Genomic DNA, 22,840 nt, shown 5'->3' with positions numbered 1-22,840 from the left:
TGCGAAAGGAGCATCAGCCCCCGATGAACACGACTGCAACTCTCTCTGCGCCCGACTCTGAAGCCGAGGGCGATCGGCCTCAAACAGCCCTCAGTTTCAAGATCGCCGATCAGGCCTGGGAGTTCGAGGCCATCCACCGCCTCAACTACCGCACCTTCGTCGAAGAGATCCCGCAACATGCGCCCAATGCGGCGCGGCGCCTGGTGGACCGCTTTCACGACGAGAACACCTACGCCATCGCCCTGCACGAGGGCGAGCTGGTCGGCATGATCGCCGGCCGCAGCGCCCGGCCCTTCTCGCTGGACGGCAAGCTGCCCGATCTCGACCGCCATCTGCCGCCGCACCAGCGGGCAATGGAGGTGCGCCTGCTGGCGGTGGCGCCTGCCTTCCGCAACTTCCGCAAGCATGGTGTCTTCGCACGCCTGTCGGGCGTGCTGGCTCGGCACTTCCGCGCCCAGGGCTGCGATCTGGCCCTGATCTCGGGCACGCTGCGCCAGACGCGGCTGTACCGCCATCTGGGCTTTCACCCCTTCGGCCCGCTGGTGGGCAGCGCCGAGGCGCCTTACCAGCCCATGCTGATGCGCCTGCCCGATTACGCTGCGCATTGCGCGCATCTGGAGTTCCTGTCGGATGGCCGCCATGCCAGCTTTTTGCCCGGCCCGGTGGCCATGTCCGATGCGGTGGTGCAGGCCCTGGCCGAACCGGCGCATTCGCACCGCGGGTCGCAGCATCTGCTGCGCCTGGCCCGGGTGCGCGAGCGCCTGTGCGCGCTCAGCGGCAGCGAGGATGCGCTGATCTTTCCGGGCACGGGCACCCTGGCCAACGACGCGATCGCCGGCCAGCTCTCGCTGCTGGACGGCGCTGGCCTGGTGATCAGCAACGGCGAGTTTGGTGAACGCCTGCTCGACCACGCCCGGCGCTGGCGCTTGCCGCACCAGGCCCTGCGCCTGGATTGGGGCCAGCCGCTCTCGGCCGAGGCGCTGGAGCAGGCCTTGCAAACGCAGCGCCCGGCCTGGCTCTGGGCCGTGCTCAGCGAGACCTCCACCGGCATGCGCAACGACCTGGGCCTCTTGCGTGCGGCTTGCCGCCGGCACGGCGTGCGCTTGTGCGTCGATGCGGTCAGCGCGCTCGGCCAACAGGCCTTGGATCTGCGTGGAGTCTGGCTGGCCAGCGCCGTCAGCGGCAAGGCTCTGGGTGCGTTCCCCGGCCTGGCCATCGTGCTGCAAGAGGGCGCACTGCAGCCTGAGGGGCAGTTGCCGCGTGCCATCGATCTGGCGGCCTTCGCGCCTGCGGACGGCGTGCCCTACACCCAGAGCTCCAATCTGCTGGCCGCGCTGGAGGCAGCACTCGGCATCGACTGGACCGCGCGCTGGCGCGCCGTGCGCAGCGCCGATGCCCAACTGCGCCGCGTCCTGGGTTGCAGCCTCTCGCCGTCGTCGACTCAGCCCTGGCGTGTGCTGGTGTCGTCCGAGCACGCCATGCCCGGCATCCTGACCCTGGCCCTGGCGCCGCATCTGCAGGCCGCTCGCATCGGCGCGCAGCTGGAGCGGGCCGGTTTCAAGCTGGCCTGGCAGAGCGCCTATCTGCAGCAGCGCAACTGGCTGCAGATCTGCCTGATGGGCGCCTGGGACGCAGCCGCGCTGGCCGTGCTGCCGGCGCGGCTGGCGCAGGCGGCGGGGGTGAGCTTGCCGGAGGCCTGAGGGCCTGGGCCTTGCTGCCGATGAGCCTCAGTCTGGGCTTGAGCGCCTGCGGCAGTGGCGACGGTGGCGACGGTGGCATTGACCGCCCAGGCCGTGGGGGACACCGGCAGCAGCGACAAGCGCGTAGAACACAAATTCCAGACCTATGCCGCCGATCTGGTTCTCGTGGGCCAGGGGCCGACCGAGCGCATGCCTTCGGGTGGCAGCTTTGCCTATGTGCTGGATCTGAGCAATGCCGGGCCCGATCCCTCGCGCAAGGTGCGGCTGGAATCGCTGCTGCTGGCCGCGGCCGACCGCATGCCGGTGCTGGGCGCCAAGACCTGTGTGGCCAGCGGCGGGGCCGTCTGCCCGGCCGATCTGCAGAGCAGTGCCCTGACCGATCTGCAACTGCCCAGCGGTGGCCGCCTGGTGATCACCTTGCCCTACCAGTTCGCCCCCGGCGTGAACTCCGGCCTGATCTTCAATGCCACGGCCCTGGCCAAGGGCGACCCGAGCGCGCTCAACAACGCCTACACGTCGATCGCACGCTGAAGCTCGCCCGCTCCTGCCATCCGCCATCACTTCTGGCGCTGGCGCCCCAGGGGTCGCTGCGCTGAGAATCCGGACCTTTGAGCTTGACCGATGGTGGTCCTGGAGAGTCCGATGAGGCCAAGCGTTCGCCCCCTGTGTTCCGTGCTGGTTTTGTTGCTGCTTGTGGCGGGCGGCAGCAGCCCCTTGCTCAGCCAGGCGGCGCCGCGGCCGCCGGCCAAGCAGCGCCTGGATCAGGCCGAGCTGCTGCAAAAGGCCGGTCGCGTCGATGAAGCGCTGGCCCTGGTGCAGGCCGATGTCAGCGATGAGGGCTTGCTGCTGCGCAATGCCTGGCTGCTCCTGCAGCTGCAGGCCGCGGCCGGCCAGCTGGACGCCGCCTGGCAGACCCTGGCCCGCATGGCCGACGAGCGCCAGATGGTGCCGGCGAAGTGGCTGGAAACCGCCCAGGAGTTGGCGCCCATGCGCGCCGACCCCCGCTGGCCGGATGCAGTGGCCCGCGCGCGTGCATCGGATGCCTTGCGCGAGCGCCTTTACGGCGCTGCCGCGCTTGAGACGCCGTTTCGCGAAACCCTGCCGCTCAACGAGCGCCTGGCCGGGCTGTCGCGCCTCTGGGCCGAGGTCAAGACCCACTTCGTCAATTTCGAGCTGGTGCCTGGGCTGGACTGGGACGCGCTCTATCTGCAGACGCTGGCGCGGGTCAGCCGGACCCCGCGCAGCGAGGGCTACTACCGCGAGCTGATGCGCATGATGGCGCAGCTGCACGATGGCCACAGCGGGCTGGTCTTGCCCGAGCCTCTGCGGGACCGCATGCAGGCCCGGCCGGCGCTGCGCACGCGCTGGATCGAGGGTCGGGTGCTGATCACGCAGTTGCTGGACCCCGAGCTGTCTCGACTGGGTCTGGCCGTGGGCCAGGAGATCACGGCCATCGACGGCCAGCCGGTGGCGGACTATGTGCAGCGCCATGTCCAGCCCTTCACCTCGGCATCCACGCCGCAGGACCTGGCGCAGCGGCTCTACGACTACAACCTGCTGCGCGGCGATGCCCGGCGCGCGCTGCGGCTGACGCTGAAGGATGCGCAGGCCGGCGCAAGCCGGGTGCTGCGGGTGCCTCGGCTGGATGGCAAGGCGCGCGCGGCCCTCTTGGCCAAGGCGGACGATGCGAGCTTTCGCTGGCGCATGCTGCCTGGTGAAGTGGCCGTGGTCGAGCTGCGCAGCTTTGGCGACAACAGCGCGGCCCAGGCCTATCTCGCGGCCTTTGAGCAGATTGCCAAGGCACGCGCCATCGTCTTTGATCTGCGTGAGAACGGCGGTGGCAACAGCAGCGTGGGCCATCGCATCCTCGCGACCCTGAGCCCGCAGGCCTTCGAGACTTCGCAATGGTGGACGCGCTCGCAGGTCTCGGCCTGGCGGGCCTGGGGCCTGCCCTTGACCATCGAAGGCGGCAGCCCTGAGCTGGTGCAGCCCGATGCGCAGCGTCAGTTCACCGGCCCGGTTGCCGTGCTCACCAGTGGGGGCACCTACTCGGCGGCGGAAGACTTTGTGGCTGCGTTCAAACGCATGGCGCGCGGACCCGTGGTGGGCGAAGCCACCGGTGGCAGCACCGGCCAGCCCTTGTTCTTCAAGCTGCCGGGCGGCGGCAGCGCGCGGGTCTGCAGCAAGCGTGATCTATTGCCCGATGGCACCGAGTTTGTCGGCAAGGGTTTGCAGCCCGACCTGCTGGCTCGGCCGACGCTGAGCGGCTGGCGGGCCGGCCGCGACGAGGTGCTGGAGGCCGCGCTGGCGCGCTTGCCCTCCAGCCCGCCGAGCGCCGGGCGCTGAGCGCCAGGGTTCGGCGCAAGGCGGGCTGTACATAACGTACACAGACAGCCTTGCCTAGGGTTTCTACACTTGCGTTTCCAAATCTGAGTGGCGCCAAGCAGGTCGAAGACCTGGCCTGAAAACCACTCAGCCCGCATCGCAAAAATCAGGAAAACCCATGTCTTCGCTGCCCACCCGTCTCGCTTCTGCTCCTCGTCTTCGTCCGGTCTGGGCGGCTCTGGCCTTGTCGTCTCTGGTGGCGCTCACCGCCTGTGGCGGTGGTGGTGGCGGCGGTGGTGAAGTCACGCCCCCGCCCCCGCCGCCGCCGACCCCTGCGCCCGATCTGATGGTCACCATGAGCCTGCCGGACGCCCAGGTTCCCTCGGGCTACACCCAGACCATGGCCACCATCAAGCTGCGCAATGTCGGCAAGGGCGTGGCGACCACCACCGATGTCAACATCGTCGCCGACGCGCTGCTCGAGGGCATGAAGGTCGTCAACTGCCAATCCGACAACGCCGGCACCGCCTGCCCCGCCACCGGGTCGCGCATGACGGTCAGCAACTTGCAACCGGGCGCCACGCTCACCTTTGATGTCACCGGCACCGTCAAGCTCGGCACCAGCGGTACGGTCAATCTGGAAGCCTCGGCCACCACCGGCACGGGCACCCAGCTGTCCAGCAGCAAGATGGGCGTGGGCTTCAAGGCCTACAGCGCCGATGTCGCCGTGCAGGCCACCGGCCCCAGCAGCGCCGTTCCGGCCGGCGGCAGCTTTGAGTATGTGGTGACCGTCAGCAACAAGGGCCCCGACGCGGCCAAGGATGTGCTGATCGCCAACCAGCTGGTCAGCTCGCCGAGCGAGAACGCCGCCACCCTGGGCACCATGAGCTGCAGCGCCAGCGGCGGCGCCGTCTGCCCGACCGAACTCAAGGCCGTGGGCATGACCGTGGCGAGCCTGCCGAAGGACGGCAGCCTGGTCTTCCGCCTGCCCTACAGCTTCGCCCCGGGCCAGCGTGCCGGCCTGGTCTTTGAAGCCGCCGTGCGTGCCCGTGGTGACAGCGACAGCAGCAACGACCGCGCGCTCCTGATGACGCCTTGAACCCGTCTTCTTGATCCGCACCCTTTGAACAGGGCCGCCTGCTGCGGCCCTGTTTGCGTTTTCAGGGCGCGGCCTGCACCTTGACTTCAAACTGCCGCCGCCCCACCCGCTGCAGGGAATCGGCGATCTCGACGGCGAGCTTGTGCTCGCCGCTGGGCAGGGCCGCCTTGCGGATGCGCAAGCCCTCGGCCGTCACTTCGGCCTGGGCCAGCACGCGCTGGGTGATGTCCAGCCCCATCCAGCCGTAGCGGATGCGCAGGGTCTGCGGCTCGATGCGGGCCTCGCCCTCGGCATTCCAGCGCAGCTGGATGTCAAAAGGGCTGGCCAGGGTCTCCGGCCCGGGCTTGGGCTGCAGCAGCTCCAGCCGTGGTGCGCCCGGCGCGGGGCTGAACTTGGGGCTGGGCGGCGGCGGTGTGGCGCGTTCCAGCTTCCACTCCGTTTCGCTGATCAGAAAGCGTCCTGCGGCCGGGGCTGGAGCCCGGGGTGAGCTGTGGGCCGTGTTCATGCTGATCACCCACAGCAGCGACCACAAGACAGTGCCGCTCGACGCGGCCTTTCGGTACGGGGCGTTCAAGGCGTTCATCGTGAAGATCCTGGCAGGTCGGCGTGTGTCGAAGCCGGCGATCAGAGCTTGATCTGGTTGCCCAGTCCGGCGTAGGCAAACACCGGGGTCTGCTGCGGCATGGGGCAGTCACGTCGGCGCCGGCAGATGTCTCGCGATTGCTCGATCACCTTGGGTCGGATCTCCTTGACCACCAATTGCTCGATGGAGCTGCGCCCTTGGGCTGCGCGCAGGGCTGCCAGCATGTGTACCGTGAAGATGCCGCCTTTTGCGGGGGTGTCCCAAGACACCTCTTCGCTGCTGGCGGCCGTCACCACGGCAAAGGCCTTGCCGTCGCCGGCACCGAAGCCCTGGGCCACGCGATTGGCATCGGGGCCGCCGATGCCCTGGGCGGCTTGCACGCCCTGGGTCGAAATCTCGACAGTCACCAGATCGCGGGCCGCATTGCCCGAAAAGCAGGTGTCGATCACCCACAGCACCTGCTGGCAGGGCAGCGATTTGCACAGGCTTTGCAGCTCCCAGAAGTCCAGGGCCGAGGCGTTGTCGCCGCTGCGCTTGAAATCGGCCAGGATGGGCGCGCCATAGCCCGAGATCGAGATGTCCTTGGAGCCGCCATGGGCGGACAGGGCGAACACCACCATATCGTCCGGCGCCACCTGGCGAGCCAGTTGCTTGAGCGCGCGTCGGATGGCCTCGCTGGTGGCGTCGGCATTGCGCAGCACGGCCAGGTTCTTGCGTGGCATGCCCATGTCCAGCATGGCCTGGGCGAAGTTCTCCGTGTCCTTGGCCACGCCTTGCAGATCGCTGATCTCGATGCCCTCGCGCTGGCGCACGCTGGAGTAATCGGAGATGCCCACGACCAGGGCCCAGCGCTTGCTGGGCGGCGGCAGGCTGAGGCTGGGATTGGCTGCTGCGGGTGGCATGGGAGTGGGCGCCGGCGAAGGTGCAGCTGGGGGCGCTGCGGGTGGCGGAGGAGGAGGAGGGGGGGGAGGCGCGGCTGGCGGCAGCTGTGTTTCCGGCGTGCTGATGGTCTGGCTGCTGGCCACCAGATCGGCGTTGCCGCCGGGCTTGACGGGCGCCAGGCTGTGCTGGCGCAGGCGCTGGCCGGTGCGCTCGGCCAGATCGCGGGCGGCCTGGCGGGCGGCCAGCTCCAGGGCACGGCGCTCGCCAAACTCCTGCTGACCATCCTCCAGTCGCGTGAACATCTGACCCCGACCTTCATCGGACACCAGGATCTGGCGGCCGACGAAGACGCGGGCCTGCAGCCGCACCTCGGCGATGCCGGCTTCCTGCCCGGGCACCGGGCGCAGATTGCGGTAGGCGCTGAAGACCATGGAGTAACCGGCATCTTCAGCGAAGGTGACGACCACGCCGGGGCCACCATCCATCAGCTGATAGACCTGGGCGCTGGGCTGCATCACGCGAAGGCCTTGCTGCTGGAAGGCTTCTTCCAGGGCCAGGGTGGCGGTCTGCACGACCGGGTCCAGCCGGGCCGAGGCACCGGCCGCCTCGCGGCGGTACAGCACGGTCACGGGCAGGGCCTGGGGCGAGGGCGCCGAGCCGGCCGGCCGGGGCGCGGCCAGCAAGCCCAGGCCGGCCGAGGCAGTGCCCAGCGTGGTCAGGCTGGGGCTCAGGCCCAGGGCCGTGCTGCGCTGGATCAGCGTGCGCCGGCTCAGCTGCGGCAGGGGTGGTGGGGTGAGGCGGCGCTCCATCATTCCATCCTCGCGCCGTTATCCTTGGAGTACTCGCTGAGCACGGCATAGTCGCCCGGCTGCACCTGGTGCTGCGGGTGCTTGCGGATGATGTCGCACTGGCTGGTGTTGCTGCCCACCCCGTCGCAGCGAACCGCCGCCACGGGGATGGTGCTGCTGATCTCCTCTTTGCCATTGGGCAGGCGCAGGGTGCGCACGCGGAAGACCACCAGCTCATCCTTGCCCTGGAAGCCCTGGCGGATGCCGCCGAACAGGCCCATGGTGTCGCCGTCCAACGAGACCACCTTGCCCAGGGGGCGGAACACCTCCTGGATGCGCAGCGTGGCCTCCTTGAAGGCGCGGTGCATGGCCTTTTTGTAGTCATTGGCCAGGGCCTGTTGCACCTGGGGCTGGTTGGGCTTGTCCTGCGGTCCCAGCACGGTGCGGTCGCCGCTGCTCTGGCCGCTCTGGCCTTCCACCGAGATGGCGCGGTCCTGCAGCAACTCGCCGGTGTAGAGGTCCTTGATCTGCAAGGACAGCAGCACGCGCGTCACCGCCACGCGACGGCCGCCTTCCATGGGCTCCAGGCTTTGCCAGGCATCTTTGACCATGGCCGCCACCTGGAAGCTGGAGGCCTCGGCCGTGACGCTGTTGCCCATCTCCAGCACGTCGAAGCGGCGCGAGGCCAGGATGGTGTCCATCAGATTGCGGTTCATCTGCCGCTTGCTCAGGCCCACGGCCTGGGCCATCTCGGGCGGGAACAGCAGCTTGGGGTTGCTGGGGTCGCCGATGCTTTCCATGCTCACGTAGAGCTTGGTGCGGGCGGCCTGGTCGATGGTTTGCAGGCCGCCGAGGTAGACGCCCGAGGGCATGCGGATGGCGCCCTGGCTGAGCTCGATCTTGTCTTTCTCGTGCGGGCTGGGCGGGTTGCTCTTGCAGCCGGCCAGGGTCAGCAGCAGGCAGGTCAGGGCGGCCGAGGCGGCTTGGGTGGGGGAACAGAGGCGAGGCATGGCGAAAGCTCCGTCGGTGAGTGGTGGGGATGGGGGGGAGGGGCGTTCAACGGCCTGTGAGCTGGGACTTGGCCGGCGTGCTGGTTGCGGGCTTGCCGCCGGCCGCCGTCTTGCCGCCGCTGGCCTTGTCCTTGTCCTGGCGGCTTTGCTCGACCTTGTCGCGCGGCTTGGGCGCGGGCGGCGCGGGGTTGCCTTGGTCCTCACCGGCGACGGGCGTGACCAGGCTGCGGCAGCCATCGACCTGGGCCTCGTAGGCATAGACGGCCTGCATCGATGGGACGGCGCGCACGCTGACGCGGCCCAGGTCCAGGCTGGCGCGCATGGCCGAGCCCTCACGGTTGGCGAAGATCAGGCGCAGCAGCTGGTCATTGCTCAGCTCGCGGCTGCGTTCGCTCACGCTGCGCTGGATCTGCGAGAGCGCACCGCCGCTGTCGTCGCTCAGCCGCCGGTGGTCGCGGCGCAGCAGCTTGTCGCCGAGCTCCAGCTCGCGGGCGTTGTCGGGCCGGCCGGAGAAGCTGGCCGCGAAGCTGAAGCCCTGAAGGTCCGCCTGTTTGAAGTAGGCCCGGGCCGCCAGGTCGCGCTGATCGGCGGGCATGGTGCGGTCCAGCATGCGGCCGGCCTCGGCCCGGTCGCAGAGGTAGACGCGGTAGATCAGGCCCAGCGCGTGGTCGCGGAACAAGGCCTCGCGCAGCAGGCCGCCGGCCTCGCTCTTGTCCAGCTCGGCCAGCACTTCGGCGGCGCTGCCCAGCTCCAGGGTCTGCTCGCCTTGGCTCAGGCGGAAGCGGGCCGGCCGCACGACCTTGCCCAGGTCGGGGAAGATGCCCTGGGTGCTGACGTCCCAGCTCAAGCCCAGGCCCCGCTTGACCTCGACGCCATAGGCCAGCACCAGGGGCAGGGCGGCCAGCATCTCCTCGTTCTTCTTGTCCTTGTAGACGCGCAGCAACTGCCGCCCGAAGCCCGAGACCAGGCTGCCGAAAGCCGCGCCGCCCACCATGGAGCGCACATAGGCTTGCGTGCGCTTGCTGCTGCGGTCCACGCCACTGCGGTAGTCGGCGTAGAGCGCCGGGTCGCGCTGACGCAGCAGGCGCAGGGCCAGGTTCTGCACGCCCATATCGTTGGAGAATTCCTTGAGGCTCAGGCTGTTGCGGCGCTGAGCCAGAAACTCCTGGTCCGCCGGGCTGAAGCCCGCGGCCTGGCTGGCCTTGCTGGCGCCACCTTGCTGCAGCAGCTCGTAGAGCAGACCTGCCGCCTGCTCGCGGCGCTCGATCAGTTTGAGGAAGTCGTCCTCGATGCCGGCAAAGTCCTTGCGTGCCTGGTCGAGCTGCTTGTTGCTCAGGCGCATGGCCACCAACATGGCTGCCATGCTGACCAGGCGGCGCTTCTGCTGGGCATTCAGGCCGGCGCCCGAGGGCAGCTCGATCTTTTCGTCGGCCAAGGCCTGCTTGGCCTCCAGCAATGCGCCGAGGTATTGATCCAGCTCCTGGGCAGATCCATTGCTCTTGAGCATCTTGTCGAGCTGGCTTTCCAGCCCGCTCAGGGCGGCACCGATCGCCACACTCTGGAGTTCCGCTGCCACTGAGCTTTTGTCGACGCCGCTGCCGGGCCGGGCCGCCAGGTCCTGCGCTCCCACCAAATCCATCCAACCGGCGCCGCTCTTGAGCTTGCTCGCGGTCTGGCGAATGGCGATCAGCTCAAACAACAGCTCTTCACCGCTGACCTGCTTTTTCTGGAAGAACTGGTCGATGAAAGCGTCGCTGATCACGGCCTTGCCACCTGCACCCACGGGCGGTGGCGCGATCGCTGGCAATCCGCCGTGGGTGCGCGAGGGGGGCGTGACGAAGGGCAGATCCGGCATGCTGTCCTTGATCTTCTGAATCGGATTGCTGGCGCAGCCGGCCAGCGTCATCAGGACCAGCAGCAGGGGCAGACTCGGCAGGCGCAGCGCTCGGTGGGGCGCAATCGGTGGATGGCAAGGGTTCACGGGCTTCCTCCAGGGCGGGCTTTGGCGCCGCAATGCAGCGGCATGGAGGCAGGGACGGAGCGCCGGGCGATTCGTCAGGGGCAAATGACCTGGGGTTTTCACCGGGGTGTTTGTGATCCATCTGGCCCTGACGTTGGCTTCATCGCTACGTCTCTGGCTTGTGCTGGCGGCTTTCTGGCCCGGTAAGCGGCCTCAGCGCTGACAAGCTGTCGCAATTGCTCGTTAGACTCACTTTGTTACAAGAACCGGTGGGAGCAATCGGCGATATGGAACGAGAGGTGTTCAAGCGGGCCTGTGCGCAAGGAGGCGAAGACATGCGGCTCGCGTTTCGTCAGCTCTACGAGGACTATGGCCGCGCTCTGCTGCGCGAATGCAGCATGTGCCTGCGGGACCCGGAGGCGGCGCGCGATGCCTTGCAGAACGCGCTCTTGCGCATCTGGAAGTCCTGTGCCAGCTACCGTGGGGATTCCGAGTTGTTTCCCTGGCTCAAGCGGGTGGCGCGCTCGGTGGCCATCGACGAGTTGCGTGCCAGCGCGGTGCGACCGCCCAGCAGCCACAGCCTGGCGGCGGCGCAGGAGCCCGATCCCGCCTTGCCCGACGAGTTGCCCGGGCCTGAGGCCTTGACCGCCTCGCGCCTGGCCCTGGCGCGTTACCGCGAGTGCGAGGCCCGCTTTCGCGAGGCCGAACCTGAGGCCGCCGCCGTCATCCGCTGGATTGCCGAGGATGAGCTGAGCATCGAGGACGTGGCCCGACTGCTCAATCGCACGCCTCAGGCCACGCGGCAGTACCTGTACCAATGCCGTCGCAAGGCGCGGCACTATCTGGCGCCCTGGTATGCCGAGGTGGCCGGAGGAGAACGATGATGGCCGATCAACAAGACCCCCTGAGCCGCGCGCAAGAGGCCGAGCTGGACGCCTGGCTGTGCGGTTTGCGTGGCCAGCAAACGCCGGCGCCCGGTGCCGGCCCGCAAGCCCATGCCGAAGGCCAATGCCTGCAGCGCGCCGTGTCGGCCACGCCCACCGAGCTTCCCTTGTTGACCCCGCGCGAGTTGGAGGCGGCGCTGGCGCGTGCCGAGCGCGAGGGCTTGTTCCGTTCGACGGGCTGCCAGCGCTGCCGGGTCTGGCGAGAGGACTTGCGAGAGGCCATGCGAGGGGTCTGGCAGGCGCCCGCCTGGCGCTGGGGCGGAGCCTTCTCGGGCGCCCTGGCGCTGAGCTTGATGGTGTGGCTGGGCTTGCCGCACGATGCAAACTGGCCCAGCGATGAAGCGGCACAGCCCGCGGCCAGTGCGTCCGGCGAGAGTGAGGTGACCCGGGGCAGCGACGGCGTGCTGCAGCTGCGGGTGCCCGAGCCGCAGGCATGGCGCGAAGCTTTGGCCCAGGATCTGCAAGCCCAGGGTCTGGAAGTCAGGCGTTATGAGCGCTTGGGCCGACTGGGTCTGGATGTGGAGTTGAGCGGCCTGAGCGCCGAACGTTTGCCCGTGGTGCAGGCGATTCTGAAACGCCGCAGCATTCCCTGGCCGAGCGACGGGGTCTTGATGTTGGAACTGAGCGCCGGCCCGGCGCCCGCCCGACCATGATGTGGCGCGGGGGTGTGGCGGCCTGGCTGCTGGCCATGGGCCTGCTGACCGTGCCTGCGTGGGCCGCAGCACCGGGCAGCCGAACCGACAGCCGCGCCGTTCCTGAGACGAGCCGTCAGGCCTTGCTGACCCTGTGCGAGGGGGCGCCCGCAGCCGGCGAACCCCGCTGGCCCATGCTGGAGCAGCTGTTGCGTGAACCCACCGCTGCGCTGGCCCGGGTCTGCGCCCAGCCCCCCAAGGAAGCGGTCGCCCTGGCCGTGGCCCTGCAGCAGGCCCGCATGGCCTGGCAGTTGCTGGAGCGACCCTTCAGCACCGAGCTGAAAGACATGCTGGCCCGGCTGGAACCGGCGGCTGAGGCCCCTGGTTTCGAGGAGGCACGGGTCTGGCACCTGATGCAGGCCGCGCGCGCCCTCCTGGACCGTGCCGCCCGTGACGAGGCCGTGCCCTTGGTGGCCGAGGCCCTGGCCCTGCAGTCCCGGCTTCCGGCGGCAAGCGCAGAGGGAGACGCCATGCGGGCTCAACTGCGGCTGCTGGAGGTGGCCGCCAGCTGGCGCCGCCAAGCGCCGGGTTGGGTGGAGCGCAGCGAGGCCAGCCTGAGCGAAGCCGAAGCCCTGCTGCAGGGTCAAGGCCTGGCCGTCAGCGCGCTGATGGGTGAGATCCTGAATCTGCGCACCGTCGTCAGCCATGCCCAGGATCAGCTGGCCCTGGCCGCCGGCTATGCCGAGCAGGAGGCCGAGCTGCTGCGCCAGATGGGGCGCGGTGATGCGCCCGATATGCTGGATGCCCTGGCCTCGATGGCGGCGATCTACGGGCAGATGGAGCGCATGGACCGCTCGCAGCAGGCCCTGGAGGACGCGCTGCGCATCATCGAGCGCCACCCCGACGCCAACCCCTCGGCTCAGCTGGGCGTGTTCCACAACCTTTCGTCCAATTACCTGCACTACGCCCGTCTTGACGAAGCGCTGGCGTTGGCGCTGCGCGCCGTGGCGCTGGCCGAAGCAACGTTCGGGGCCAAGAGCCCGCGCGTGCTGCCCTATCGCATGACGCTGCTGAATCTGCGCATGAGCCAGGGCCAGCTGGGCGAAGCCTTGACGGCCAGCGAGGCCCTCGATGCCTTGCTGAGCCCGGACATGCTTGGCACGGTGGGTTTGGCCCGACTCATCCGTGCCCGCCATCTGCAGTCGGTGCTGTGGCTGCGGCTGGGTCAACCCCGGCGCGCCGCCGAGCTGTTGACGCCGCTCCTGTCCGAGAGCGAAGGGCGCAAAGACCTGGGCTACTGGCGATCGCGCTTGCTGCTCAGCCATGCGGCGGTGCAAATGCAGCTGGGCCAGCCGGCCCTGGCCGCCCGTGATTACGAACAAGCCCTGCAGGCCTTGCGCCAGATCGTCGGTGACACGCCCTCGCTGCTGCTGGAAGCGTACAACGGCCGCTGCCGTGCCGCCGTGGCCCAGCGCGGCTCGGCCCTGCCTTGCGAGGAACTGCAGCAGTTCCTGGCGCAGCACCCCGATTACGACGGCCTGCCGCCGGCCGATCGGGCGCGCTCCCACAAGACCTTGGCGCAATGGCAGGACAGTCTCGCGGATTGGCCGGCCGCCTTGGAGCACCATCTGCGCGGTCTGGCCGCTGCGGGCAGCTATGCGGCGCCCGCCCCGCTGTGGGACAACCTCCATGGCCTGGCACGCCACTGGGCCTTGCGTGGCCGCGAGGACCTGGCCATGCAGCTGGGTCGCCAGAGCCTGGATCAGATCGAGCTGATGCGTCAGGATCTGCGCGGCAAGCGGCCGGGCCAGGAGCGCGGCTTTGTTCAGGAGCTGTCCTTTGTGTACCGCGACCAGGCCGCCTGGCTGGCGCGCTCGGGGCGCATCGCCGAGGCGCAGGATGTGCTGCGCGACTGGTCGGCGCTGGAGCTCGACGAGTTCAGCGATGGGCAGCTGCGCGTGCGGCGCTCGGCCCGCTTGCGGGCGCCCGAGGCACTGCTGGGCTTCAGCCCCAGCGCCGCCGGCCTCGAACGTGGCGGGGCCGATGCACCGCCCGCAGCCTCGCCAGGCAGCGAGGTCTTGAGCCCGCGCCGCCTGGCGCAGTCTCAGCAGCAGTGGCGTGCCCAACGAGAAGGCGAAGCAATGAGGCTGCAGCAATGGCAGCAGTGGATGCAGCAGATGATGCAGACCCAACCCGCACAGCCCCTGGCGGCCAGGCCCGGGCTGCCGGCCGGCACCAGGCGGCAGCGGCCTGCGGCCGGCGTGCTGGAGGTCTGGAGCATTTCGGGCCAGGAGCGGCTCAATCTGCTGATGGTTTATGCCGGCGGCCAGTCGCAGATCGAGCTGGCCTGGCCGGCGCGTCAGCTGGGCCAGGATGTGGCCGAGCTGCTGCGCAAGATCGAGGCGCGCGAGCCGGTCGAAGCCGAACTGCGTCACTGGTTCCAGCGCCTGGGCCATCCTCTGCTGCGGGCCGCCCGGCATGCCAAGGCCAAGCAAGTGGAGCTGGTTCTCGACGGTGCGCTGCGCTACCTGCCCCTGGGCCTGCTGCGCGGGCCCGAGGGCTATCTCGGCCAGAGCCTGCGCGTGGTGCAACGCCTGCCCGAGGGCGGTGCCCGTGAGCTGGCGGCCCGCTCGCCGCCATGGACCGAGCGGCGCTTGCGTGCCTTCGGCAGCAGCCAGGCCGTGGCCGGTCTGCCAGCCCTGCCGGCCGTGGCGCAGGAAATCTGCGAGTTGGTGGCGGGCCCGATCGAGGGGCTGGGCACAGGTGTCTGCACGGGCGGGCCGGGTTTGTGGCGGGGCCAGGGCTGGCTGGATGCCAGCTTCACCCAGCGCACCTTGCAGGAGGAGTTGCAAGCGGCAGCTCGTAAGGAAGCGGGCGGCCTCCTGCATCTGGGCACGCACTTCACCTTGCGGCCAGGCGTGATGTCGCGCTCCTGGCTGCGCCTGGGGGATGGTCAGCGCCTGCACCTGGCTGAGCTGGCGCGCATGCCCTTCACGCACACCCAGCTGGTGACGCTGTCGGCCTGTTCCACGGGTCTGGGTGGCGGCGATGATGGTTCTGGGGCCGAGGTGGCCGGGCTCAATGCCAGCCTTTTGCAGGCTGGCGCCAGCGAAGTCTTGTCCAGCCTCTGGAGCGTGGACGACGCCGCCACCCGGCGCTGGATGCGGGCCTTCTATGCCGCCCTGCGCCGCCATGGTGACAGTGCGCGCGCCTTGCAGTCGGCCCAGCGCGAGTTTCTGGCGCGGTCTGCGGGCGGGCAATCGCATCCTTTCTACTGGGGCGCCTTCTATCTGGCGCGTGCGGCCACGCAGCGCTGAAGCCGGTTTTGGGGCGCTCAGCCCGGGCGCCAGCCGCACCGGGTGCCGCGCCTGCTGGTAAGTCTGGCTGCAAGAACGGGCCCGAATGGTCTATGGTTCCAGGATGCTTGAAACCACCATGCCCGAACGTTCAGCGCAAGCCATGCAAAAAGGCCCGCTGCATTTCTATTTCGATTTTTCCTCGCCCTACAGCTACATCGCCTCGGAGTGGGTCGATGCCGTCGCGGCGCGCCATGGCCGGCGCGTGCAGTGGCATGCCATCTTGCTGGGCGTGACCTTCCAGGCGGCCGAACTCAAGCCGCAGATCGAGCACCCGCTCAAACGCGATTACGCGTTTCGAGATTTCGCCCGCTCGGCTGCTTTTGCCGGTTTGCCTTACCTGCAGCCCGCGCGCTTCCCGATTGCCACGCAGAACGCCGCCCGTGTGTTCTGGTGGCTGCATGAGACGCAGGGCGCGGCGGCCGCGGTGGCCTGGGCCCGCGCCGGACTGCGGGCCTATTTCACCCGCGGTGTGTCGCTGGACGACCCGGCCCAGCTCAAGGCCCTGGCGGCCGAGAGCGGCCTCGATGCCGACGCGGCCGAGCAGGCCTGGAGCGACCCGGTCTGGAAGGACAAGCTCAAGACCGTCAACAGCGCCGCGATTGCCGCCGGCGTGTTCGGCGCACCTTACTTCCTGATCGACGGTGAAGCCTTCTGGGGCAATGACCGCCAGGCGCAGATCGAGCGCTGGCTGGCCAGCGGGCCCTTCAAGGGCCTGGTGTGAAACGCGCCTGAATCAGGGCAGGGGCGTCAGCCCTGCGGCGCGCAGCAGGCGCCGGTAGCTGCCGTCCTGCTTCATGGCCTGGAAGGCCTGATCGAAGGCCAGGCGCAGCGCTTCACCCTCCGGGTCGCGGAGGCTGAAAGCCAGATAGGTGGGCTTGCGCTCCAGACCCGGCTCCAGCCACAGGACCTTGGCTCGCAGCTCGGGCTCGCGGGCCAGCCGGTAGAGGCCGGCGGCGCGTTCGCCGAAGGCCAGGTCGATGCGCTCCTTGGCCAGCTTGTGAAGGTTGGTGTTCAAGGCGCTGGTCGGATCGAGTTTGAGACCGGGCTGGCGCAGCGCCTCGGGCAGGTAGCTGCCGCGCTCGACGCCGATGCGCAGGCGCTGCAGCGCCTCGGGGCTGGCCACTGCCGGCTGCTCGCCGCGCCGCACGAAGAAGCCCAACTCCTGTTCCAGCAGCGGGGCGCTGTAGCTGAACAGCTGGTCGCGCGCGGCATTGCGCCAGATGCCCAGGATCAGGCAGCGGCCCTCTTCGCCCTCTTTCAAGATGCGTGCCCAGGGCATGAACTCGGCCTGCATGGCGTAGCCCGCGCGCTGCAAGGCCTGCTGTGCAAGATCCAGCACCGGGCCCATGCGCGGCAGGCGCGGGCTGTTGTAGGGCGGGAAATCGCCGACGCAGACGCGCACGGTGGGGCGCGTGGCGGTCGAATGTGTTGCGGGTGGCGCGCTGCCTTGCGCGAACGCAGTGCCACTCACGGCCAGAAGCCAGATGGCCAGCAGGCGCGCGCCCCAGGCCGGCGCATCAGCGTGGAGGATGGGGGCAGGGGGGCGAGACCGTATCGTCAACAACATCTGGGCCCACCCTAAGCCCAAATGCAGCCCGCCTCAATCGGGCTTGCCCCGGGTGCCTGTGACGTCCTGCTTACAGCTCGGCCACGCCCTTGACCCGCGCGGCCGGTACCGGCATGGCCACCGCCGCCTCTTGCACGCGACCGTGGAAGCGGTCCAGCAGCGCCTTCTGCTTGGCCCGGGCCGTCACCACATTGGCATGCTTGACGTGGCCGTAGCCGCGGATCTGTTCGGGCAGGCGGGCCAGTTGCAGGGCGACTTCCAGCTTGTCGGCCGTCAGGCCGGCCAGCAGCTCGTCCACCAGGGCTTCGTAGTCCTGGATCAGCTGGCGCTCCATGCGGCGCTCTTCGGTCTTGCCGAAGACATCGAGCGCGCTGCCGCGCAGGCCCTTGAGCTTGGCCAGCAGCTTGAAGGCCTGGAAGGTCCAGCTGCCCATCTCGATCTTCTTGGCCCGGCCATCGGCACCGGGCTTGGAGATCAGCGGCGGCGCCAGGTGGAAGCTCAGGCGCTCCCAGTTCTCGAACTGTTCCTTCATCGCGCGCTCGAACTGGCCGTCGGTGTAGAGCCGCGCGACTTCGTACTCGTCCTTGATGGCCAGCAGCTTTGCGTAGTAGCGGGCCACAGCCTTGGTGAGGCGCTCGTTCTTGCCGGCCTCGCCCAGCTGGCCTTCGGCGCCGCGCACGCGCTGCACCAGGGCCAGGTAGCGCTGGGCGTAGGCGCTGTTCTGGTAGGCCGTCAGGTGGGCGCTGCGGCGGGCCAGCAGGCCGTCCGGGCCGTCGAGCTTGTCGAAGTTCAGCACCTGCACGACCGCTTGGCTGCGGCCGGCCAGGCGGCGCAGGGCCTCGGGCGCGGCGATCGCCAGGCGGCCCAGGGCGAAGGCGGTCTTGTTGCCTTCCACGGCCACGCCGTTCAGCTCCATGGCCCGCATCAGTGCAGCTTCGGACAGCGGCACCAGGCCACGCTGCCAGCAGGCGCCCAGCATGATGATGTTGCTGGGCATGGTGTCGCCCATCAGCTCCTGGGCAATCGCCTGGGCGTCGATGGTGCTCATGAGGCCAGCGTCGCCACCGACGGCATGCTGCATCTTGGCCAGCAGTGAGTCGGCCTGCAGGCTGGCATCGGGGTTGCGCACAAAGGCTGCGGTGGGCAGCTCATGGGTGTTGGCCAGGATGACGGTGCGGCCCGGCTTGACCGTGCCCAGCGCGTCCGGGCTGGCGCCCACCACCATGTCACAGGCCAGCAGCACATCGGCCTGCTGGGTGTCGATTCGCACCTGGTTGAGCAGGTCCTGCGTCGGCGCCACGCGCACGAAGGACAGCACCGAGCCGCCTTTCTGCGCAAAGCCCATGAAGTCCAGCACCGAGGCCTGCTTGCGCTCCAGATGCGCGGCCATGCTGATCAGCGCACCCACCGTCACCACGCCGGTGCCGCCCACGCCGGTGACCAGCAGGTCGAAGGGACCCGTCCAGTTCCAGGGTTTGGGGGCCGCGATGGCGGCCAGCTCGCGCACCAGATCGGCGGGCGTGTAGCTGGCGCCGGCCCGCTTTTTCAGCTGTGCGCCGTGCACCGAGACAAAGCTCGGGCAGAAGCCGTTGACGCAGGAGAAATCCTTGTTGCAGCTGCTTTGCTCGATCACGCGCTTGCGACCGAAATCGGTTTCTACCGGCACGACCGACAGGCAGTTGCTGGCCTGGCCGCAGTCGCCGCAGCCTTCGCAGACCTGCTCGTTGATGAAGATGCGCTTCGGTGGGTCGTAGAACTCTTTCTTCTTGCGGCGGCGGCGCTTTTCGGCGGCGCAGGTCTGGTCGTAGATCAGCACCGTCACGCCTTCGATCTCACGCAGCTCGCGCTGCACCGCGTCCAGCTCGCTGCGGTCGTGGAAGGTGGTGCCCGGCGGGAAGAGGTTTTCGTGGCCCTGGTACTTCTGCGGCTCGTCGCTGACCACCACCAGGCGCTTCACACCCTCGGCCTCCACCTGGCGCGCGATCTGGGGCACGCTGGTGGTGCCATCCACCGGCTGGCCGCCGGTCATGGCGACCGCGTCGTTGTAGAGGATTTTGTAGGTGATATTGGTCTTGGCGGCGATGGCCTGGCGGATGGCCAGGTAGCCCGAGTGGTAGTAGGTGCCGTCGCCGAGGTTCTGGAACACATGCTTCTCGGTCGTGAAGCGGCTGTGGGCCGCCCAGTCCACGCCCTCGGCGCCCATCTGAATCAGGCCCGAGGTGCCGCGCTCCATCCAGCTGGCCATGAAGTGGCAGCCGATGCCGGCGAGCGCCCTGGAACCCTCGGGCAGCTTGGTCGAGGTGTTGTGCGGGCAGCCCGAACAGAAGTAGGGCTGGCGGCGCACGCCATCGGCCGCGTTGGACAGCAGGCAGGGGGTGAGGAAGTCCACCACCAAATGGCGGCGGTCCAGCGCGGGGTTGAGGCGGGCCAGCCAGTCGGCCACCGTGTTCATGATGCGCGAGGGGCGCAGCTCGCCAAGCGCGCTCAGCACGGCCTGGCCATGCTCATCGGTCTTGCCCACCACGCGCGGGCGCTGCGCATCGGGCAGGTGGTAGAGCAGCTCCTTGATCTGGCGCTCGACGACCGGGGCTTTCTCCTCGATCACCAGCATGTCGGTCAGGCCCTGGGCGAACTCGCTCATGCGTGAGCTCTCCAGCGGGAAGACCAGGCCCACCTTGTAGACCCGCACGCCGGCGGCGGCCAGGGCATTGGGGTCCAGGTCCAGGCGGCGCAGCACTTCCATGAAGTCGTAGTGCGCCTTGCCCACGGTGACGATGCCCAGGGTGGCGCGCGGGCTCACGACGATGTGCTTGTCAATGCTGTTGAGCTTGGCAAAAGCCTTGACGGCGTTCAGCTTGTGCTCAAGGCGGGTCTCCAATTCCAGCGAGGGCAGGTCGACCGCGCGGATGTGCAGGTCCACCGGCGGCTTGTGGTCCACCGGCAGCTCAAAGTCCAGCGGCACGCTGTCCAGGTCCACCGTCATGCCGGACTCCACCACCTCCGAGATCGCCTTGAAGCCGACCCAGGTGGACGAAAAACGGCTCAGCGCCCAGCCGTAGAGGCCGAACTCCAAATATTCGGCCACATTACCCGGGTGCACGATGGGCATGTGCCAGGCCTGCAGGGCCAGATCGCTCTGGTGTGGGGTGCTCGACGAGACACAACCATGGTCGTCACCGCAGACCACCAGCACGCCGCCTAACTTCGAGGTGCCGTAGACATTGCCATGCTTGAGTGCATCGCCCGAGCGGTCCACGCCCGGGCCTTTGCCGTACCACATGGCAAACACGCCGTCGGCCGTGCGCTTCGGGTCCAGCGCCACACGCTGCACGCCCAGGCAGGCGGTGGCGGCCAGGTCTTCGTTGATGGCGGGCAGGAAGTTGACTCGTGAACCGTCGAGGAACTTCTTGGCCTTCCACAGCTGCTGGTCCACCATGCCCAGCGGGCTGCCACGGTAGCCGGAGACAAAGCCGGCGGTGTTCAGGCCCTTGCTTTCGTCCTGCGCTTTTTGCGCCAGCAGCAGGCGCACCAGGGCTTGGGTGCCGGTCAGGAAGACCGCGCCGCTGTTCGCTGCAAGGTTGTCCGAGAGCTTGTAGTCCCGCAGCGCGGGGGCCTGAGGAGCCGCAGGGCTGACGGTGGGTGTTTCTGAACTGGACATGGGCTTTCCTCGCGGGACGAACGAACGATGGCTGCCGGGGATTTTTCGTCAGAGAGCCAAGTGTTTGTTGCTCTGTTTGCCGCTGTCAAGCCGGTGAATGAGAGAATTCCTCTCAAAGGAGTCACTAATGGAGATGGATCGTTTCGATCGGGCCACGCGCCAGATTCTCGAAGCCCTGCAGGCCGATTGCCGCCAGAGCACCCAGGCCCTGGCCGACCAGGTGGGCCTCTCGGCCACACCGGTCTGGCGCCGCATCAAGGAGCTGGAAGACAGCGGCGTGATCCGCCGCCATGTGGCCCTGGTGGACCGTGAAAAGCTGGGTTTGAATATCTGCGTGCTGGCCAATGTCTCGCTGGTGCGGCACAGCGAGGGCGCGGTGGAGCAGTTCGAGCGCCTGGTCCTGGCCAGCCGCGAAATCATCGAATGCCACGGCATCACCGGCGAGGCCGATTACGTGATCAAGGTCGTCGTGCCCGATATGAAGGCGTATGACGCCTTTCTGCAAAGCCAGATCTTCAAAGTGCCCGGCGTGGCCAGCGTGCGCAGCAATGTGGTGCTGAGGGAGGTGAAGTACGAGACGGCGCTGCCGGTGGGGTGAGCTCGGTCGCTCAATCGCGGCTCTGGTAGTTGCCGGGCGTGGTGGCGTGCCGTTTCTTGAAATGCCGCTGGAAATGCGACTGGTCGCTGAAACCGAGCTCCAGTGCCACCTCGCTCAAGGGCAGGCCTTGCTTGAGCAGGCGTTTGGCGCGGTTCAGGCGCAGGTCGATCTGGTAGGCGTGCGGTGTCAGGCCGAAGGCGTGCTTGAAGCGGCGTAGCAGCTGGAACTCGCTCCAGCCGCCAAGCTGCACCAGTTCCTCGAGTGACAGGGCCTGGCTCATCTGCGTCTCGATCCGCTGGCGCACGGCGTGCAAGGCGGCATCGTCCGATGCAGGCGCGCCGGCGGCGAGCGGCGTCGGCGAGGCCTCAGGCGCTCGCGCCTGCAAGGCATGATCGGCGACGAAATTCAGCAACTGCTCGTTCAGCTCCAGCGGGTCCGGCGGGCACGGAGCCGCCAGGGCCTCGCAGATCAGGCTCAGGGCCGCGTAGACCTCGCGGGAGTCGCTGGCGTGCTGACTCAGTGGCAGGGCGCCTGTCTCTCCGCCCAAGGGCAGGAAGCTGCGATGCAGCCAACTCGCATCGACATACAGCATGCGGTAGGACCAGGCCTGCGCTTCGCTGGGGTTGCAGGAATGCGCCAGACCGGGCTCCATCATCACGGTCATGCCGGCACGCAGGGGGCTGAGGGTTTCCTCGCCGCGCCCGTGGCGGAACAGGGCCTCGCCGGCATCGACGGTGCCAAAGGCGTATTCCTCATGGGTATGGGTCTGGTAGCAATCGCGACTGCCGCTGGCCAGGCGCAGCTCCAGATGGGGCAGCAGTGTCTGGTGGCGGACAAAGCGGTGCGGGTGGGCGAGCGGCATGGGCCGCATGGTAGCGAGCGGGCTCACGCCTGTGGTTTCCGGACCCGCCACCTCAGCCGCCAGCCAGCATGCCGTAAATGGTCAGCAGCAGCAGGGCGGCCAGCAGCCGGTTGAAGCCGCGTTGGTAGGCCGGCCGCGCCAGCCAGCGCCGAATCCACAGGCCCAGCGCCGCCCAGGTGGACACCGAGAGCCAGCACACCAGCAAGGAGATGGCGCAAAACAGCTGCAGGCGCGTTGCGCCCTCGGGCCCGCTCGGCACGAACAGGCCCACGCCGGACAGGGCCACCAGCCAGGCCTTGGGGTTCAGGCCTTGCGTCAAGGCCCCCTGCAGCAGGCCATGTGTCCAGGCTCGCAGGGCTGTTGTGCCATGCGGCGGCGCCTCTTCGGCCAGCGCTCCGGTCGGCGCTCCAGTCGGCGCACCGGGAGGCGCTGTGGCGATGCGCCAGGCCAGCAGCAGCAAATAGGCCGCGCCCGCCAAGGGCGCCAGCCGCGCCAGTTGTGGGTGAGCGACCAGGCTGATCTGCAGGCCGCTGCCCGCCAGCCAGACCACCGCGCCATAGCTCAGGCTCGCGCCCAGCACTAGGGGCATGGCCCGCACAAAGCCCTGCGCCGCCCCAACCGCCGAGGCCATCACATTGACCGGCCCCGGTGAAATCGCGCCCGCCAGGGCAAACAGCACCATGGACATCCACACCGCGTTTTCCATCGCGCGCACCCTCCTCATCTCGTTTCATCTTGACGTCTCATATCGCTCTGCCGCCAGCACTGCGGCTGGGTTTGAGCCTGTTCAGCATGAGCGCGAGTGTGGTGAAGCGGGGCGGGTTTGTATTGGATGAAATTGCAGGGCGGCGTGTGCTGCCGCTGGCCTCATGG

17 protein-coding genes are annotated in these 22,840 nt (G+C 68.6%); 9 read left to right on the top strand and 8 right to left on the bottom strand.

Going from position 1 to position 22,840, the window contains the following annotated elements; all coding sequences use genetic code 11:
• Nucleotides 1–23 precede the first annotated feature (23 nt).
• From AC1Q6P_RS05435 to AC1Q6P_RS05420, 4 genes are all read left to right on the top strand, one after another.
• Complete coding sequence (locus AC1Q6P_RS05435; protein WP_492664471.1) at nt 24–1,700, top strand: GNAT family N-acetyltransferase; 1,677 nt, start codon at nt 24–26, stop codon at nt 1,698–1,700.
• Between the two features lie 72 nt (nt 1,701–1,772).
• On the top strand, nt 1,773–2,231 hold the full coding sequence (locus tag AC1Q6P_RS05430; RefSeq protein ID WP_492664472.1) for a hypothetical protein: 459 nt from the start codon (nt 1,773–1,775) through the stop codon (nt 2,229–2,231).
• Between the two features lie 141 nt (nt 2,232–2,372).
• Entirely contained in the window at nt 2,373–4,046 is a 1,674-nt protein-coding gene (locus tag AC1Q6P_RS05425; protein WP_492664473.1) for a S41 family peptidase, read from the top strand.
• Nucleotides 4,047–4,203: 157 nt separating this feature from the next.
• On the top strand, nt 4,204–5,124 hold the full coding sequence (locus AC1Q6P_RS05420) for a COG1361 family protein (protein WP_492664474.1): 921 nt from the start codon (nt 4,204–4,206) through the stop codon (nt 5,122–5,124).
• 61 nt (nt 5,125–5,185) lie between these two features.
• Here the strand turns inward: AC1Q6P_RS05420 and AC1Q6P_RS05415 are convergent, their stop codons facing one another.
• The 4 genes from AC1Q6P_RS05415 to AC1Q6P_RS05400 are packed head-to-tail and all read right to left on the bottom strand — an operon-like array spanning nt 5,186 to nt 10,368.
• Nucleotides 5,186–5,707 (bottom strand): hypothetical protein, encoded by a 522-nt coding sequence (locus tag AC1Q6P_RS05415; protein WP_492664475.1) that lies wholly within the window; start codon nt 5,705–5,707, stop codon nt 5,186–5,188.
• Between the two features lie 41 nt (nt 5,708–5,748).
• On the bottom strand, nt 5,749–7,398 hold the full coding sequence (locus AC1Q6P_RS05410; RefSeq protein WP_492664476.1) for a caspase family protein: 1,650 nt from the start codon (nt 7,396–7,398) through the stop codon (nt 5,749–5,751).
• Nucleotides 7,398–8,387, bottom strand: a complete 990-nt coding sequence (locus AC1Q6P_RS05405) for a hypothetical protein (RefSeq protein ID WP_492664477.1) — start codon at nt 8,385–8,387, stop codon at nt 7,398–7,400. Before AC1Q6P_RS05405 ends, AC1Q6P_RS05410 begins: the two co-directional genes overlap by 1 nt.
• A gap of 46 nt (nt 8,388–8,433) precedes the next feature.
• Entirely contained in the window at nt 8,434–10,368 is a 1,935-nt protein-coding gene (locus AC1Q6P_RS05400) for a hypothetical protein (protein ID WP_492664478.1), read from the bottom strand.
• 314 nt (nt 10,369–10,682) lie between these two features.
• Here AC1Q6P_RS05400 and AC1Q6P_RS05395 point away from each other — a divergent pair, with 314 nt between their 5' ends.
• The 4 genes from AC1Q6P_RS05395 to AC1Q6P_RS05380 all read left to right on the top strand — a co-directional run bounded on the left by AC1Q6P_RS05395 (nt 10,683) and on the right by AC1Q6P_RS05380 (nt 16,003).
• Nucleotides 10,683–11,231, top strand: coding sequence for an RNA polymerase sigma factor (locus tag AC1Q6P_RS05395; RefSeq protein WP_165794578.1), 549 nt, complete (start codon nt 10,683–10,685; stop codon nt 11,229–11,231).
• Complete coding sequence (locus AC1Q6P_RS05390; RefSeq protein ID WP_492664479.1) at nt 11,231–11,944, top strand: hypothetical protein; 714 nt, start codon at nt 11,231–11,233, stop codon at nt 11,942–11,944. Before AC1Q6P_RS05395 ends, AC1Q6P_RS05390 begins: the two co-directional genes overlap by 1 nt.
• Entirely contained in the window at nt 11,941–15,240 is a 3,300-nt protein-coding gene (locus AC1Q6P_RS05385; RefSeq protein ID WP_492664480.1) for a CHAT domain-containing protein, read from the top strand. Before AC1Q6P_RS05390 ends, AC1Q6P_RS05385 begins: the two co-directional genes overlap by 4 nt.
• Before the next feature lie 118 nt (nt 15,241–15,358).
• The gene (locus AC1Q6P_RS05380; protein WP_223696727.1) at nt 15,359–16,003 is read left to right on the top strand and encodes a 2-hydroxychromene-2-carboxylate isomerase; all 645 of its coding nucleotides are present in this window, start codon (nt 15,359–15,361) and stop codon (nt 16,001–16,003) included.
• Nucleotides 16,004–16,015: 12 nt separating this feature from the next.
• On the opposite strand, the gene AC1Q6P_RS05375 is transcribed toward AC1Q6P_RS05380, so the two are convergent.
• A complete protein-coding gene (locus AC1Q6P_RS05375) occupies nt 16,016–16,753 on the bottom strand; it encodes a substrate-binding periplasmic protein (RefSeq protein WP_492664481.1) in 738 nt (245 codons plus the stop codon).
• Nucleotides 16,754–16,919: 166 nt separating this feature from the next.
• Complete coding sequence (locus tag AC1Q6P_RS05370) at nt 16,920–20,507, bottom strand: indolepyruvate ferredoxin oxidoreductase family protein (protein WP_492664482.1); 3,588 nt, start codon at nt 20,505–20,507, stop codon at nt 16,920–16,922.
• Between the two features lie 127 nt (nt 20,508–20,634).
• Here AC1Q6P_RS05370 and AC1Q6P_RS05365 point away from each other — a divergent pair, with 127 nt between their 5' ends.
• Nucleotides 20,635–21,105: an Lrp/AsnC family transcriptional regulator gene (locus tag AC1Q6P_RS05365; RefSeq protein WP_102768093.1), complete on the top strand. Its 471-nt coding sequence runs from the start codon at nt 20,635–20,637 to the stop codon at nt 21,103–21,105.
• Between the two features lie 10 nt (nt 21,106–21,115).
• On the opposite strand, the gene AC1Q6P_RS05360 is transcribed toward AC1Q6P_RS05365, so the two are convergent.
• Nucleotides 21,116–21,994 carry an AraC family transcriptional regulator gene (locus AC1Q6P_RS05360; RefSeq protein WP_492664483.1) on the bottom strand — a complete coding sequence of 293 codons (879 nt, stop codon included), beginning with the start codon at nt 21,992–21,994 and terminating at the stop codon, nt 21,116–21,118.
• Nucleotides 21,995–22,019: 25 nt separating this feature from the next.
• Nucleotides 22,020–22,673, bottom strand: coding sequence for a LysE family translocator (locus tag AC1Q6P_RS05355; RefSeq protein WP_492664484.1), 654 nt, complete (start codon nt 22,671–22,673; stop codon nt 22,020–22,022).
• Between the last annotated feature and the right edge of the window lie 167 nt (nt 22,674–22,840).

The sequence above is a fragment of the Roseateles sp. GW835-FHT13E02 genome, assembly GCF_058794035.1.
This window is presented reverse-complemented; position numbering and strand designations above follow the sequence as displayed.

Excerpts from the sequence above, each read along its gene's own strand:
- AC1Q6P_RS05355 (WP_492664484.1), bottom strand. The coding sequence starts at position 22,673 with ATGGAAAACGCGGTGTGGATGTCCATGGTGCTGTTTGCCCTGGCGGGC.
- AC1Q6P_RS05395 (WP_165794578.1), top strand. The coding sequence starts at position 10,683 with ATGCGGCTCGCGTTTCGTCAGCTCTACGAGGACTATGGCCGCGCTCTG.
- AC1Q6P_RS05380 (WP_223696727.1), top strand. The coding sequence starts at position 15,359 with ATGCCCGAACGTTCAGCGCAAGCCATGCAAAAAGGCCCGCTGCATTTC.
- AC1Q6P_RS05385 (WP_492664480.1), top strand. The coding sequence starts at position 11,941 with ATGATGTGGCGCGGGGGTGTGGCGGCCTGGCTGCTGGCCATGGGCCTG.
- AC1Q6P_RS05365 (WP_102768093.1), top strand. The coding sequence starts at position 20,635 with ATGGAGATGGATCGTTTCGATCGGGCCACGCGCCAGATTCTCGAAGCC.
- AC1Q6P_RS05415 (WP_492664475.1), bottom strand. The coding sequence starts at position 5,707 with ATGAACGCCTTGAACGCCCCGTACCGAAAGGCCGCGTCGAGCGGCACT.
- AC1Q6P_RS05405 (WP_492664477.1), bottom strand. The coding sequence starts at position 8,387 with ATGCCTCGCCTCTGTTCCCCCACCCAAGCCGCCTCGGCCGCCCTGACC.
- AC1Q6P_RS05420 (WP_492664474.1), top strand. The coding sequence starts at position 4,204 with ATGTCTTCGCTGCCCACCCGTCTCGCTTCTGCTCCTCGTCTTCGTCCG.
- AC1Q6P_RS05410 (WP_492664476.1), bottom strand. The coding sequence starts at position 7,398 with ATGGAGCGCCGCCTCACCCCACCACCCCTGCCGCAGCTGAGCCGGCGC.
- AC1Q6P_RS05435 (WP_492664471.1), top strand. The coding sequence starts at position 24 with ATGAACACGACTGCAACTCTCTCTGCGCCCGACTCTGAAGCCGAGGGC.
- AC1Q6P_RS05370 (WP_492664482.1), bottom strand. The coding sequence starts at position 20,507 with ATGTCCAGTTCAGAAACACCCACCGTCAGCCCTGCGGCTCCTCAGGCC.
- AC1Q6P_RS05390 (WP_492664479.1), top strand. The coding sequence starts at position 11,231 with ATGGCCGATCAACAAGACCCCCTGAGCCGCGCGCAAGAGGCCGAGCTG.